At 73.0% G+C, this 14546-nt stretch carries 10 protein-coding genes; 3 read left to right on the top strand and 7 right to left on the bottom strand.

Annotated elements, in window-relative coordinates; all coding sequences use genetic code 11:
* The first annotated feature begins 364 nt into the window (after positions 1-364).
* Both OG386_RS41500 and OG386_RS41495 read left to right on the top strand, forming a co-directional pair.
* Positions 365-1480, top strand: a complete 1116-nt coding sequence (locus tag OG386_RS41500) for an ABC transporter substrate-binding protein (protein WP_328792487.1) — start codon at positions 365-367, stop codon at positions 1478-1480.
* Between the two features lie 143 nt (positions 1481-1623).
* A complete protein-coding gene (locus OG386_RS41495) occupies positions 1624-2364 on the top strand; it encodes a hypothetical protein (RefSeq protein WP_328792486.1) in 741 nt (246 codons plus the stop codon).
* On the opposite strand, the gene OG386_RS41490 is transcribed toward OG386_RS41495, so the two are convergent.
* The 7 genes from OG386_RS41490 to OG386_RS41460 form a co-directional block, all read right to left on the bottom strand.
* Positions 2361-3323 (bottom strand): FAD binding domain-containing protein, encoded by a 963-nt coding sequence (locus tag OG386_RS41490; RefSeq protein ID WP_328792485.1) that lies wholly within the window; start codon positions 3321-3323, stop codon positions 2361-2363. The two genes, OG386_RS41495 and OG386_RS41490, sit on opposite strands and share 4 nt — an antisense overlap.
* Positions 3320-5884 carry a molybdopterin-dependent oxidoreductase gene (locus OG386_RS41485; protein WP_328792484.1) on the bottom strand — a complete coding sequence of 855 codons (2565 nt, stop codon included), beginning with the start codon at positions 5882-5884 and terminating at the stop codon, positions 3320-3322. The genes OG386_RS41490 and OG386_RS41485 overlap by 4 nt, the downstream gene beginning before the upstream one ends.
* 415 nt (positions 5885-6299) lie before the next feature.
* On the bottom strand, positions 6300-6638 hold the full coding sequence (locus OG386_RS41480; RefSeq protein WP_327387743.1) for a MerR family transcriptional regulator: 339 nt from the start codon (positions 6636-6638) through the stop codon (positions 6300-6302).
* A 431-nt stretch (positions 6639-7069) separates the two neighbouring features.
* Positions 7070-7426: an SCO5918 family protein gene (locus OG386_RS41475; protein ID WP_328792483.1), complete on the bottom strand. Its 357-nt coding sequence runs from the start codon at positions 7424-7426 to the stop codon at positions 7070-7072.
* A gap of 28 nt (positions 7427-7454) precedes the next feature.
* Positions 7455-8972: a DEAD/DEAH box helicase gene (locus OG386_RS41470; RefSeq protein ID WP_328792482.1), complete on the bottom strand. Its 1518-nt coding sequence runs from the start codon at positions 8970-8972 to the stop codon at positions 7455-7457.
* Positions 8973-9308: 336 nt separating this feature from the next.
* Positions 9309-9512: a cold-shock protein gene (locus tag OG386_RS41465; RefSeq protein WP_004986771.1), complete on the bottom strand. Its 204-nt coding sequence runs from the start codon at positions 9510-9512 to the stop codon at positions 9309-9311.
* A 434-nt stretch (positions 9513-9946) separates the two neighbouring features.
* Positions 9947-11362: a hypothetical protein gene (locus OG386_RS41460; protein WP_328792481.1), complete on the bottom strand. Its 1416-nt coding sequence runs from the start codon at positions 11360-11362 to the stop codon at positions 9947-9949.
* A 315-nt stretch (positions 11363-11677) separates the two neighbouring features.
* On the opposite strand from OG386_RS41460, the gene OG386_RS41455 reads away from it, so the two are divergent.
* Positions 11678-14440, top strand: a complete 2763-nt coding sequence (locus OG386_RS41455; protein ID WP_328792480.1) for a glycoside hydrolase family 2 protein — start codon at positions 11678-11680, stop codon at positions 14438-14440.
* The last annotated feature ends 106 nt before the right edge of the window (positions 14441-14546 follow it).

Here is a 14546-nt window from a genome sequence, read left to right as displayed (position 1 = left end):
ACGAGCCCTGGGCGAGCGCGAACGTCAGCACCGCGGCAAGTCCGATGCCGATGACCCCGGGTGCGGGAACGCCATCGGCCGCCCCGCCGGATGCCGGCCTCGTGGTCACTCGCGGTCTGGAATCACTCACCGGCTCTCCTCCAGGGCGGGGAGCCCCCAGCATGTGCCCGCGGGACGCCGCGGCCCCGGGTGCCATGCCGTACGCGCCCTGCGCCCCGCCCGGATGGCCCGCCCGGCCAGGACCTCCCGTCCGCACCGCATCCCCGCGCCCGTTCCGGCTCGACTACTCTCGGCGCCACTGATGATGTTCGTTCCGATGTCCGGGCACACCGCCTCCGGACCGCCGCTCGGGAGCCACCGCACCATGAATGCGCCACCATCGCCGCCCGGTACGGAGCGTACTGACGGATCGTCCGTCCGGATCGGCGCCCTCGTTCCACTGACTCGGCCCGGCTGGGTCGAGGCGGGCCGACACCTGCTCGCCGGACTCGAACTGGCCGTTCGCGAGGTCAATGACGCCGGCGGGATCGGCGGACGGCCACTCGAACTGGTGGTGCGGGACACCGCGGCCGATCCGCAGAGGGCCTCGGCGGCCGTGGACGAGTTGGCTCGCCTGAGCGTGGCTGCCGTGGCGGGTGAGTACCACAGCGTCGTCGCTCGCGCCGCTGCCGCCCGGGCCGACGCCCTCGGGCTGCCGTTCCTCTGCTCGTCAGCGGTTCTCGACGCGCTCACCGAACAGCCGACGCCATGGGTCGCGCGCCTCGCCCCGGCACAGTCCCACGGCTGGCAGGTCTACGCGGACTTCCTCCTCGGCGCGGGCCACCGTCGAATCGCCGTAGCGACCCAGCCGAGCGTCTACTGGGCGTCCGGGACCCGCATTCTGCGGGAGTATCTCGCTCCGCGCGGCGGCACCGTCGTCGAACTCGACGTGCGCGCCCTCGACCCCGCCGCGGTGTGCGACGAACTCGTCGAGTCCGGCGCGACGGCCCTTCTCCTCCTCGTCGGCCACCCGGAGCCGGCCGTGCCCCTCGTCCAGGCCGTCCGCCGGGACCGCCGCCTCGCCGAGATCATGATCGGTGCTCCGGCCGGGCAACCGGAGTTCCCCGCATGGGCGACGCTGCTGGGCGGCGACGGCGCCGCGGTCCCGTTCTTGCGCTACCTGCCGGAACGTCTCGGCCCGCTCGGTGCACGGGTCGGGGCGGCCCTCCGCGAGCAGCTGGGTCGGGCACCCTCCTTCGTCGCCTTCGAGGGGTACGACACGGTCGTCGTCCTCGCCGACGTGCTGCGTGCCCGGGGCGACGAGGACGAGGCACGCGTCGGCGGACCCTGGCCGCGCGTGGCGGTCGAAGGCACCCGTGGGCGGATCCGGTTCTCCCGCACGCCGGGCATCAGCGTCTGGCAATGGACTGGGGCTCCCACCCAGGTCGTTGATCGAGACCCGGCGGAACCCGATCGCTTCCGCGTCCTCCACGCCGGCTGAGGGGTCACGGAACCTGCGCGGGGTGCCCGGGGCGTGGACACCTCCTGGTGACGCGCGGCGGGGCCGGATAGCCTCGGCTTGATCATCCGCATCGTTCCAGGGGGCCGACCATGCCGAGACGCGTCGCACGACGGACTTCCGGCTTGCCGGCGCTCGTGGCCCTCACCACGCTGGCCGTCGCCGGCTGCAGCGCGAATCCCTCGAAGCCCGCATCCGCGCCCACGCCCTCCGCACCCGCCGCATCCCCCTCGGCCGCGTCGCCTTCCGCCGCGGCTTCCGTGAGCCGCCCGCTGACCGCCGAACAGCTGGTGGCGGCCGCGCTACCGACCGAGGAGGGACCGGACTCCTACGGGCACCCCGTGGCCGTCCGCGAGCCCGGGGGCAAGGACCGGAAGTCCGAGGTCTCCGACCCCGCGTGCGCACGGATGCTGGAAGCCGCCCATGCCCGGCGGCCCTCCCGCCCGTCCCCGGTCGTGGCCGTGCAGACGTTCAACTGGAAGGACGACGTCAACGGTGGCGACTCCACCCTCGCCTCGTACGGGAACTCCGGTGCAGTGGCGGTGTTCGCCGAGGTCCGCGAGGGTCTGAGCGCCTGCCGGTACTTCGAGAGCCCGGGCCCGAGCACGACCTACGAGGGCACGGTCACGGTCGACCCGGCCCCACAGCTCGGTGACGAGGCGGTGCAGTTCGAGATCACGGCCCCGAGCGAGATGGGCCCGCACGTCACCCAGTACACGGTGGTCCGCACCGGGAGCGTCATCGCCACGTTCACCAAGCTGTCGGTCGGCGGCCGTGACGTACGCGCCTTCCCGCCCGCCATGATCGCCCAGCAGATCTCCCTCCTCCAGCAGGCACAGGGCCGAGTCCGGCTGGAGATCACCTAGCCGGCGGTGGTCGGTCCCAGGGCCTGTTCCAGGGCTTCCAGGACGGTGTTGCCGAACAGCTCGGCCTTGTAACCGGTCTGCGGCAGCGGCCGGCAGCGGGCGAGGACCGTCGCTGCGGCTGCGGCAAGGACGTCGGGCGTGGCCTCGCGGCCGATCAGGGCGGCCTCCACCTCCGTGAGCCGCAGCGGCACCCGGGCCACGCCGCCCGCCGCGACGGCGGCGTGCGTGATGGTGGATCCGTCGAGCACCAGTCGGGCGGTGGCCTCGACCAGGGGCCATTCGGCATGGGCCCGGCTGATGGCCCGGTGGCAGGCCGCGCGTTCACCGGGCCAGGGCGCGGGCAGGTGGACCGAGGTCAAGATGCGGTCCGGCGGCAGCAGGTGGTCGGCGTGGGAGAGCCGTTCCCCCTCTCCGTACAAGTCGGCCACGCCGCGCGGGGATTCGCCGTGGACGTGGACCTCGGCGTCATAGGTGAGCAGGGCCATCGCAAGGGTGGACGGGTGCGGGGCGACGCACGGGCCCTCGCCGCTGACCACGCCGAAGTGGTGGTCGCCCTGGCGCGCGGGGCAGCCGGGGCCGCCCTTCTGGAGGCAGCTGAAGTGGGGATTGCGGTAGTACCAACAGCGGTTGCGCTGAAGCAGGTTGCCGCCCACGGTGCCGGCGGCACGGATCTGCGGCGTGGCCGCGGTCCCGGCCGACAGGGCCAGGGCCGGCCAGCCGGCGCGTACGCCCGGATCGGCGGCCAGCTCGGCGAGGGTCGTCAGGGCGCCGATCTGCAGCCCGCCGCCGGGCAGCGGCGTGCAGCCGCGCAGGTGGCCGGCCCCGCCGAGGTCGGTGAACGGCCCCGGGGAGATGCCGCTGCGCTGCCGGGCGGTGGTGTCGGTGCCACCGGCGCGCAGTTCCCCGCCGCGGGCCAGGACGGCGGCCGAAAGGTCGGTGAGGGCGGTCTCGGTGCTCACGTACCCAGTCCTTCCAGGAGCCGGTCGGGGCGGATGGGCATGTCGTACGGGCGCCAGCCGGTGGCGTCGTGGACGGCGTTGGCCAGGCAGGCGGCGGTGGGCAGGGTCGCGATCTCGCCGAGGCCGACTCCACCACCGGGCACGTGCTCGAAGCCCTCCTGGTGGAAGTGGACGGTGATCTCGGGGGTGTCCCCGATGCCGGGGATGCGGTAGTCCTCGAGGTTCTCGGTCAGCACCCTTCCAGTGGCCGGGTCGGTGCGCCGTTCCTCGTACAGGGCGTAGCCGATGCCCTGCACGACGGCGCCCTGGCACTGGCTACGGGCGAGGCGGTCCTCGTGGATCCGGCCCGCGGCGATGCCGCTCCACACGCTGAGCGGGCGGACGCGACCGAGCCGGGTGTCCACCTCGACCTCGGCGACCTGCACCGATCCGGTGAAGCCGCGGCCGATCGCGATGCCGCCCATGGTGAAGGGGGTCACGAAGCCCCGGCGGTCGCGGGGGCGGCGGCCGGTCACCCGTACGCCGTGCGCCATGGCCAGCCGGGCGGCGACGTCACCGCCGCCGAGCGCGTCGCGCAGTCGGGCGGCGGCGTCCGCGGCGGCGGGCACGAGGGAGGGCGTGGTGCGGCTGCCGCCGGAGGTGGGGCCGTGGACGGCGTCGCTGTGGCCGATCTCGGCGCGCACCCTGTCCTCCGGCAGGCCGAGTCCCGCGGCGACGGCCCGGCGCAGCACGGTGCGCGAGCCCGTGCCCATGTCCTGCACGGCGCAGCGGGCGACGACGATCCCGTCCTCGACGGTGAGCTCGACTTCGGTGACGGGATCGAGGAAGTACATCCAGTTGGCCGCCGCGACGCCGACGCCGCGGCGGTACCGGCCGGTGCCGCCGCGGGGGCCCGACCAGACCGGGAGCGCGGCCGCCCGCTCGTACAGGGCGTGCCGCTTGGGGTTGCCGTCCCAGCGGCGGCGCAGGGCGATCGGGTCCTCGCCGAGCCGCTGGGCCATCTCGTCGACGGCCTGCTCCAGGGCCCAGCACATGGTGGGTCCGCCCGGGCCGCGGAACGGGGCGCCCGGAGGACGGTGGGTGACGGTGTCGAAGTCGCGGAGCCGACGGGGGGCCTTGCCGTACATGAAGCGGGCCAGTGCCGCCACGGTGCCGCCGATCGAGACGCCGCCGTCGTTGTCCGCGTCCATGGCCAGCGCGCTCAGATCGCCGGCCGCGTCCGCGACCATGGCCAGCCGGATCCGGGTGCCGGGCCGGTATCCGCCGTCGGTGAGTTCCTCGTCCCTGTCCAGCACGACCCGGACCGGGGCGTCGTGCAGCCGGGCCAGTTCGACCGCGGCGACGACGTCGGAGGTCAGCCCCATCTTGCAGCCGAAGCCGCCGCCCACGTGGACGGCTCGTGCCACGACGCGGTCGACGGGCACGCCGAAGCGTTCGGCGGCGAGCTCGGCGGTGCGTTTCACGGACTGGGTGGACACCTCCAGGTGGAGGGTGCCGTCGACCCACTGGGCCAGGCAGGCGTGCGGCTCGAGGGGGGTGTGCGTCTGCGCGGCGGTGGTGTAGACGCCTTCCACCACCCGCTCGGGGGTGCGGCTGCGGGCCTCGGTGATGCGGCGCACGGCCGTGGCGGGGCGTTTGCTCATGGCGGACGGGCCCCGCAGGTTGCCGCGCCAGCGGGCGGGTACCAGCTGGGGGGTCTCTCCGGAACCGGGTGCCCGTTTGCGTGCCGCCTTGTCCGCGTAGACCAAGGGGCCCTCGCCGCTTCGGGCCCGTCGTGCGTCCAGGGCCGCCGGGAGCACCTCGTAGTCCACCGTGACCCGCGCGGCCGCCGCCCGTGCGGAGGCCCGGTCCGGCGCCGCGACCGCGGCCACCGGCTGCCCGACGTACCGCACTACGCCGTCCGGGGGCAGCAGCGGTACCAGGGGCAGGTCGCCGGCTTCGAGGGACCGTACGAACGCGTGCGCGTGCGGCGAGCGGATGATCACCCCTTCCAACAGTCCTTCGCGGCGCAGGTCCGTGGTGTAGCGGGCCGATCCGTCGGTCTTCTGCGGAGCCTCGGTGCGCGGGACCGCCGGCGCTCCCCCTGCGGCCGGGGCCGTGTCGTAGTCGCCGGCACAGGCGGCGGCCACCGCGCTGAGGATTCCCTCGTACGCACCGCACCGGCACAAATGGCCTGCGAGCGCTTCCGCGATGGGCTCCCGCCCGGGCCGGGTGCGGCCGTGGGCGGCTCGCCACCGCTCGAGGAAGGCCGCCGCCGCGACGACGAACCCCGGGGTGCAGTAGCCGCACTGGAGGGCGTCCTCGGCGGCGAAGGCACGCCCGACCGGGTGACCGGACAGACCCTCCACGGTCGTCACCCGTCGGCCGGCCAACAGGACCGCCGGCGTCAGGCAGGAGACCCGGGGTTCACCGTCGACCTGGATCGTGCAGGCGCCGCACACCCCGCCCGCACAGACCAGTTTGGTGCCGGTCAGACCCAGCCGGTCCCGCACGACGTCCACGGCGGTCGGGTCGTCGTCCACGTCCACCGCGTGCCGGGTGCCATTGACCTCGAACTCCACGAGACGCTCTCCTCACCGCGGGATGTCGCCTGCCGGACCTGGCGCCCGCCTTCACGCTCCTTGATATCCCGCTCGTGGCTCCGGCGCAGGTCGGCGCCGGCCCGACCGGGACGTCCGCCGCCCGACCATGGACCAGATGCAGCAGCTACGCGGTACCGCGGAGCGCATGCGTTGAGCCACGGGCTACAGCTGGTACCAGTCGTCGCCGCCTTCGCGGAGCGAGCGCCCGAGGTGGTCGGAGGAGTTGCTTCAGCTCCGGAGGAACCTCACGCCGAGCCGTCGCTCGGCCTCGGCGAGTTCGGGGGCATGAGACGGCTCTCGGAAGCCGACGCCGGGAAAGGCCTGCAAGGCCGTCTCCCTCCACACGATCGGAATCCTAGGGAAACCCGAGCGCCGCGGCGAGGAGCGTCGGCGCTCAGCGGGAGTCGTCGCGCGTGGCGTTCGCGGCGCGGCGGAACTCGGCGTTGATGCGCTGGGCCTCTTCGAGCTGGTCCTCCAGGATGACGATGCGGCAGGCGGCTTCGACCGGGGTGCCCTGGTCGACGAGCTCCCGGGCGCGGGCCGCGATCCGCAGCTGGTAGCGGGAGTACCGGCGGTGCCCGCCCTGGGAGCGCAACGGTGTGATGAGACGGGCCTCGCCGATGGCACGCAGGAAACCGGGGGTCGTGCCGAGGAGTTCGGCGGCCCGGCCCATCGTGTACGCCGGGTAGTCATCGTCGTCCAGCCGGCCGCCGAGCGAGTCATCCGCTGTCATCTGCACCTCTTCTTAGAACGCGTCGAAGGGCCTTGGTGCCGTACGGCACCAAGGCCCTGAAGGGAATTCAACACCATCTGTCGGCCTCAGCGCTGCGCCGACCTTCTGTTTCCGCGGTCGCGCCCGGGAGACGGGCGGGAGTGCGGGGATCGTGGATGCCTGACCGGGGACCACCTGCCGTTCGGGGTCGTGCGGTACCCGGGCCGTGCGTTCCTGCCCGGGCGATCCTGATGGTGTCTGCCTCCTCCGTTTCTTCGGTCGTCGCTATGCGAGAAACCCTAGGCATGCCAGAGCCGGATGTCTACCATGACGGAGATAGATTTTCTCGTGTCTGACGATGAGGGATCTTCTCCCGGGCAACGCGTGAGGGCCCGACCGGATGTACCGGTCGGGCCCTCACGTGCCGTGCTGGTGCTGCTGTGGGCGTGCGGTCAGGCGGAGACCGACACCTTCGCGGGCTCGCCGAGCATCGCCGAGGCCCGCTGGAACGCGGTGAGGCCGGACGTGGCCGCACCGGCGGGCGTAGCCGCACCCGCGTACGTGGCGGGGACCTGCGGCAGGCCGCGGCACGTGAAACCGAGCAGGGTCATGGCCCGTACGACCTCCGCGGCCGTGAAGTCCCGACGGTCCTGGCGGGTGACGACCTGGCCCACCTGCTTGACCGGGTAGTGCCGGCGTCCGATGATCACGGACTCACCGTCGACGGGCTCGGGCTTGACGCCCTTCATCGACTCCAGCACCCCGCTCTTGGTCAGGTCGAAGGGGAATCGGGCGATGACGACGCGCATGATGCCTCACAAGGGGAAGGAGAAGGGTTCACGCTACGGCGTCGGTGGCGGACGGCCGTGCCGGCCTGCGCCGGACGGCAGCCCCGGCGGGGCGGCGCCGGTTGCGCGGGGCGGAGCCGCTGCGCTCACGCCGCTCCGCTGCCGGGGCGGTGATGACGACCGGGATGCCGGAGGGGGCCTGGGCGCCGGTGATCCGGCTGAGGGCCTCTTCGCCGGAGCGGACCTGGGTGGTCTGCGGGGTGATCCCGGCGGCGGCCATGAGCCGCGCCATGTCGCGGCGCTGGTTCGGGGTGACCAGGGTGACGACGCTGCCGGACTCCCCGGCACGGGCGGTGCGCCCGCCGCGGTGCAGGTAATCCTTGTGGTCGGTGGGCGGATCCACGTTGACGACCAGGTCGAGGTTGTCGACGTGGATGCCGCGGGCGGCGACGTTCGTGGCGACGAGCACGCTGACGTGCCCGGTCTTGAACTGCGCCAGGGTGCGCGTGCGCTGCGGCTGCGACTTCCCCCCGTGCAGGGCGGCGGCCCGCACGCCGCTGTTCAGCAGGTGGCTGGTGAGCTGGTCCACGGCGTGCTTGGTGTCCAGGAACATGATGACGCGACCGTCGCGCGCCGCGATCTCGGTGGTGGCGGCGTGCTTGTCACCGCCGTGCACGTGCAGCACGTGGTGCTCCATCGTCGTCACCGCGCCCGCGGACGGGTCGACGGAGTGGACGACCGGGTCGGTCAGGTAGCGGCGCACCAACAGGTCGACGTTGCGGTCGAGGGTGGCGGAGAAGAGCATCCGCTGGCCCTCGGGGCGCACCTGGTCGAGCAGGGCGGTGACCTGCGGCATGAAGCCCATGTCGGCCATCTGGTCGGCTTCGTCCAGGACGGTGATCGCGACCTGGTTCAGTCGGCAGTCCCCACGGTCGATGAGGTCCTTCAGCCTGCCGGGCGTGGCGACGACGACCTCGGCGCCGCCGCGCAGCGCGCTCGCCTGACGCCCGATGGGCATCCCGCCGACCACCGTGGCCAGCCGGAGCTTGACCGAGCGGGCGTACGGGGTGAGCGCGTCGGTGACCTGCTGGGCCAGTTCACGGGTCGGTACGAGGACCAGTGCGAGCGGCTGGCGGGGCTCGGCCCGCTGACCGGCCGTACGGGCCAGCAGGGCCAGCCCGAAGGCCAGGGTCTTGCCGGAGCCGGTCCGCCCGCGGCCGAGCACGTCGCGGCCCGCCAGGGAGTTCGGGAGGGTCGCGCCCTGGATCGGGAACGGTACCGTCAAGCCCTCCGCGGTGAGCGCGGCGAGCAGTTCCGCGGGCATGGCGAGATCGGCGAAGGCCTCGACGGCGGGCAGAGCCGGGGTGATCGTCTTCGGCAGGGCGAACTCACCCTGCACCGCGGCGGGCCGGCGACCGTACCCGCCCGAACGGCTCGGACCGCCCGAACGGCTCGGGCCCCCGGAACGACTGGGGGCGGAGCCGCCGAAGCGGCCGCCGCTCCTGCCGGATCCGGCTGCGCTGTTGCGCGTACGGGCGAATCGGTCGTTGGTGCGCGTGCGGTTCATGCGGAACCTTCCTCGATACGGCGCATATCAAGGAATTCCCGCAGGCGTGCAGTGCGCGGAGAATTGCAAGAAACGGGCCGAATGGAAATGCGAAACGAACCTGCCCGGCCGGAGATCCTGGCGGGTACAGGTACGGAAAAAGAGGTGACGGCGTCAGGGCGCGCAACCGGCGTATCGACCGGGGCGTGATCCGCGTACGGAGGACTGCGGATTCCTCGATGCCGTCCCCGCGGCCGGCCCGTACGGGGCGGGATGGCGAGGCGGGGCGGAAAATGCGTGCAGCTGGGGCCCGCACCCCGAAGGATGCGGGCCCCAGCTACGAAGTGCGCGTCAGCGTCAGGCAGGAACGATGTTCTCGGCCGTCGGGCCCTTCTGGCCCTGCGCGATGTCGAAGCTGACCTTCTGGCCCTCGAGCAGCTCGCGGAAGCCCTGGGCGGCGATGTTCGAGTAGTGGGCGAACACGTCAGCGCCGCCACCGTCCTGCTCGATGAAGCCGAAGCCCTTTTCCGCGTTGAACCACTTCACGGTTCCAGTAGCCATATTATATCTCCTTTGGGGCAGTACATCGGGATCCACACTGTGAGGATTCCGTGTCGCCGCGATGATTACCCCGTCCGACAATGATCGGAGAAATAAAAGCACTCCCAGGGGCGTAGAGACACCCACCGGAGGCACTTGAAGTTTGGGAACCACAACTGCAACTGAGATCGACAGTAGCACGCATCGACACACCGTGTACGGTGAAACATTTCACGTCACCCGCCCCGGGAAAAAGACTCATGGCGCGGTTCTTCTCATTCTCATCGCGCGAACACAGATATTGTTCGACCGCCGGTCGACGTACAGCGCGATCCTCGCGGCGACGGACGGCGCCGGCCCGGGACGTGGCCGCCTCGGGCCGGCGCGTGCTGGTGGTCGCCGACACGAACGCGGCCGGGCGCGACCGGGCGGGTGGGCGCGACCGGGCGGGTGGGCTACGCCCAGCACTCCGGCATCGTCCGGGTCTCCCGCACCGCCCCCCGCTGCCGGGCGGTTGCCAGCCGGGCCGCCTGTTCCGCGACCGGCCCCAGGTCGGTGGGAGCGCTGCCCGACTCCGGCGGCACGGCACGCTCCCCCATCAACTCCACCTGGCGGGCCAGTTCCGCCGGGAACACCTCGGCGGGCAGGAACCAGGATGCGGCGCCGGTGACGTCCACCCGGTGAGCCAGGCCCTCGGCGGCGAAGTGCAGCCGGTAGCCGAGGTACTGGCGGTCGGAGTCGAAGAGCAGGCTGCCGGTGACCTGTCCGCGGCGCTCCCACGCCCACCGCGCCAGCTTGCCCACGGCGAAGGGCAGCGTACGGGCCCGCCCGATCGAGGCCGCGTACCCTTCGGCTTCCACCCCGCCCTCGACGTACCTGCCCGTACCGGTGACGGTCATCGGTCCGGGCCCGGCCCCGGTACGGAACTCCAGCCGCCCGTCACCGCCGTCGGTCGCGACGTGGCGGCGCCGCAGTTCGACGTACCGCGCCGTGTTGACCGCGGCCGCCCCGACGGACGCGGCGACCACGGTCACCCGGGCAGCCGGGTTCCCCGTGAGGAGCGCCTCGGCGGTGGCCAGCGCGTGGTCTCCGCCGCCGGCCACGATCCAGCTGTCGGCAACCGTTGCAGCGAGCCGTCCGTGCACGAGCTCGTCCCCGAAGCAGAGGGGTCCGGCGCCGTGCTCGGTGGCCCGCCGGAAGGCGGCGAACGCGCGGATCGCCTCGATCGGCGCCTCGACCAGCGCGTCGACCGGGGCGAGCAGCGCCGGATCGAGTCGGTCCAGCAGCGCCAACACGCCCGTCGGTCCGCCCCCGCGGTTGAGTACGTCGACGAGCGCGGCCGCCGCCTCGCCGGCCTCCGGTCCCCTCCTGACCAGCTCGGCCAGCAGTACGCCGGCGGCCCGGTCGAAGGAGTGGAGCGCCGGGCTGGTGCCGGGCGCGAGCTGCACGGGCAGCCCGGGGGCGAGCGTGGGTATGCCGTCCACGTCGACGACCAGTCGATCGGCGGCCCCGGTGGGGTGGATGGCCGCGACCAGGCGGCGCTCCTGGTCCACGGTCAGCTCGGCGGCGCCGTCGATCACCGGGCCGGAAACCGCCAACTGGTCCAGCCACAACCGGACGGCCAGCGTGGGCACCCGCTCCGCAGGAGCCGCGTACCTATAAGGGTCGAAGCCGAGCGCGGTCAGATGCCTCAGCTGATCGGGGGTGTGGCCGAGATCGGCGAGGACGCCTCGGTGGAACGGCCCGCCGCGATCGTCGACCAGGAGGGCACCCGCCGGGCGGGCGAGGACGGCGGGGCCGCCCCCGATCATGATCCGCACGGCCGGACTGCTGTTCTCGGACATCGCCGCGTCCCCCGCCTCAGTGATCATGTGGGTCACAGTAACCCTGCGCACCGACACGCGGCAGGGGCAGGTCGTTCCAACCTCCCGCCCGGTGCACGGAGTTGTCCTCCGCCTGGCGACCGGGTCCCATCGGACACCCGCGCGGTCCGCCGGCCCGTCCGGTTCCCGTCGGGGTGCTGCCGGGCACGGTCGGCCACGGGCGTGGCCGGGACTCGGGCGTGCCCGGGGGCGCGCGGCTCGCCGCACGGCCGTGACGGTCCGTCCCGGGGGTCGGGTGGGTTACGGTCCGTTACCTGATCTCCCCGTCACGCGGACGTCCGACCAGCTTCCCCGGAGACCACCGTGTCCCAACTCCCCCGCCCCGCGCACACCCGGCGACTCCGGTCGGCCGCCGTCGCCGTGGCCCTGCTGGGTCTGCTGCTCGCCCCGGCCGCCGTACCCTCGGCCGCAGCCCCCCGCCTCCCGGCTGCTGCGGGTTCCGCTCCCGTCGCGACGACGGTGGTCCCGGGCGGGACCGCCGCGCTGACCGGGTACGCGATCCGGTCGGCGGCCGAGGTGCCCGACACGGCGGCCGCGGTGTCCACGCCCGGCTACGCGACGGCCGGCTGGCACCGGGCCGGCCCCCGCTCCACGGTGCTCGCCGCGCTCGTCGCCGACGGCACGCACCCGGATCCGTTCTACTCCACCGACCAGCAGCGCATCCCGCGCCGCGACTTCGCCGGTCCGTGGTGGTACCGCAGCGACTTCACCCTTCCCGACACCTCGGAACGCACCTCTCTGGACTTCAGCGGGGTGATCTCCGCGGCGGACGTGTACGTCAACGGCCGTCGGGTCGCCTCGGCGGCCGAGGTGGCCGGTGTGTACACGCGCCACGAACTCGACATCACCGATCTGGTGCGGGCCGGCACCAATACGGTCGCCTTCCGGATCCAGCCCAACGACCCGCGCAAACACCTCACGCTGGGCTGGCTGGACTGGCTACAGCCGCCGCCCGACGCCAACATGGGCATCGTCCGCGATGTCCTGGTACACCGCCGGGGACCGGTCTCGTTGCACGACGCCCACGTGGTGACCGGCCTGGACGTGCCGTCCTCGGAGTCGGGCCGGGCCCGGCTGACCGTGAAGGCGCGGGTCCGCAACGACTCGCGGAAGACCGCCACCGCGACCGTCACCGCCGCCATCGGCGGGACCGGGATCGTGCTGCGCGAGGACGTCACCCTGCGCGCCGGGGAAGCCCGTGCGCTCGTCTTCGCCCCGGACCGCCACCGGGAACTGCGCCTGCAGCGGCCGGCGCTGTGGTGGCCGGCCGGTATGGGGCCCCAGAACCTGTACGGACTCCACCTGACGGCGACGGTGGCCGGCAGCCGTTCGGACTCCGTCCGCCGCTCCTTCGGCATCCGCGACGTGAAGGCACCCCTCAACTCCGCCGGCGCCCGCCAGTACACTATCAACGGCCGCCCCCTCCTGATCCGGGGCGCCGGCTGGTCGGCCGACGAGCTGCTGCGCTGGGACACGACCGCCGCGGAGGACCGGATCAAGGCCGCGCTCGACGCGGGCCTCAACACGCTCCGTCTCGAAGGCCACATCGAGCCGGACGAGTTCTTCGACCTCGCCGACCGGCACGGACTCCTGCTGCTGCCCGGCTGGGAGTGCTGCAACAAGTGGGAGGGGCCGGTCAACCCCACCGGTTCGGGCGAGAAGTGGAACGCCGCCGACCGTCTCACGGCCCGGGCCTCCATGGCCACCGAGGCCGCCCGGCTGCGCGACCATCCCAGCGTCCTGTCCTTCCTCATCGGCAGCGACTTCGCACCGGACGCCCAGACCGAGCGGGACTACCTCGACGCCCTGCGCGCCGCCGACTGGCCCGCCCCGGTGGTTCCCGCCGCCTCCGCCGTCACCACGGCCCTGAGCGGCCCGTCGGGCATGCGGATGACCGGACCCTACGACTGGGTCCCGCCTTCGTACTGGTACGACAAGCGCGAAGGCGGTGCGACGGGCTTCAACTCCGAGACGAGCGCCGGACCCTCGATCCCCACCCTCGACACCCTGCGCCGCACGCTCTCGCCGGCCGAACTCGAAACCCTGTGGACCTCGCCCTCCGCCCCCCAGTACCACCGTTCCCCCTCCCCCACCTTCAACACGCTGAGGCTGTTCAACGAGGCCCTCACGCGCCGCTACGGCGCGCCGCGCAGCCTGCGGGACTACGTGGCCAAGGCCCAGCTCGGCCAGTACGAGAACGTCCGCGCCCAGTTCGAGGCCTACGCCCGCAACGCCACGGACCCCACCGACCCGTCGACCGGGCTCGTCTACTGGATGTTCAACAGCGGCTGGACCTCCCTGCACTGGCAGCTCGTCGACCGCTACCTCGACCGGGGCGGCGCCTACTACGGCGCGAAGAAGGCCAATGAGCCCCTGCACGTGCAGTACTCCTACGACGATCGGACCGTGGCCGTCATCAACCGCCGGCCGGCCGCCGTTTCCGGTCTCAGCGCCCGGGTCACCCTGTTCGGCACCGACGGGAACTCCCTCTACGACCGCACCGTACGCGGGCTGCGGGTCGATGGCGACGGTGCGAGGACCACCGCGCTGACGGTTCCGGCCGTTCGGGCCGCCGCGGACGGACCGGACGCCACGTACCTCGCCCGGCTCACGCTCACCGACGACGCCGGCCGCGAGGTCAGCCGCAACGTCTACTGGCTCTCCACCCGCCCCGACGTCCTGGATCACGACGCCACGGACTGGTACCACACCCCCACGACCACCTACGGCGGCCTCACCGGCCTGAACTCCCTGGCGGCCGCCACCGTGACCGCGACCGCCCGCACCACGCGCCGCGCCGGCTCGATGTCCACCACCACGGTCACCATCCGCAACACCAGCAGCGGGAACACGCCCGCGTTGCTGACCGATCTCCATCTCGTCGACGGCCGGGACGCACCCGTGCTGCCGGTCCGCTGGAACGACAACCAGATCAGCCTCTGGCCCGGTGAGAGCGCCGTCCTGACGGCCGACCACCGGACGGCCGACCCGGCCGGTTCGGCACTGCGGGTACGGATCTCGGGCTGGAACACACCCACCACCCACATCGATGCGAGCTCGCCCTGACGCCGGGCACCCGGCGCACCCCCGGAGCCGGGGCCGGCACGACCCGCGATATTCGCTTGCGCGCCATCCGTCACGCGGAGCAACGTCGGCGGACACCGAACGAAGG

The organism is Streptomyces sp. NBC_00273 (genome assembly GCF_036178145.1).
In the GTDB taxonomy this organism is placed as follows: Bacteria; Actinomycetota; Actinomycetes; order Streptomycetales; family Streptomycetaceae; genus Streptomyces.
This window is presented reverse-complemented; position numbering and strand designations above follow the sequence as displayed.

Bases quoted from the DNA above. Each gene is read 5' to 3' on its own strand.
- OG386_RS41500 (WP_328792487.1), top strand. From the start codon at position 365: ATGAATGCGCCACCATCGCCGCCCGGTACGGAGCGTACTGACGGATCG.
- OG386_RS41480 (WP_327387743.1), bottom strand. From the start codon at position 6,638: ATGACAGCGGATGACTCGCTCGGCGGCCGGCTGGACGACGATGACTAC.
- OG386_RS41475 (WP_328792483.1), bottom strand. From the start codon at position 7,426: ATGCGCGTCGTCATCGCCCGATTCCCCTTCGACCTGACCAAGAGCGGG.
- OG386_RS41470 (WP_328792482.1), bottom strand. From the start codon at position 8,972: ATGAACCGCACGCGCACCAACGACCGATTCGCCCGTACGCGCAACAGC.
- OG386_RS41465 (WP_004986771.1), bottom strand. From the start codon at position 9,512: ATGGCTACTGGAACCGTGAAGTGGTTCAACGCGGAAAAGGGCTTCGGC.
- OG386_RS41460 (WP_328792481.1), bottom strand. From the start codon at position 11,362: ATGATCACTGAGGCGGGGGACGCGGCGATGTCCGAGAACAGCAGTCCG.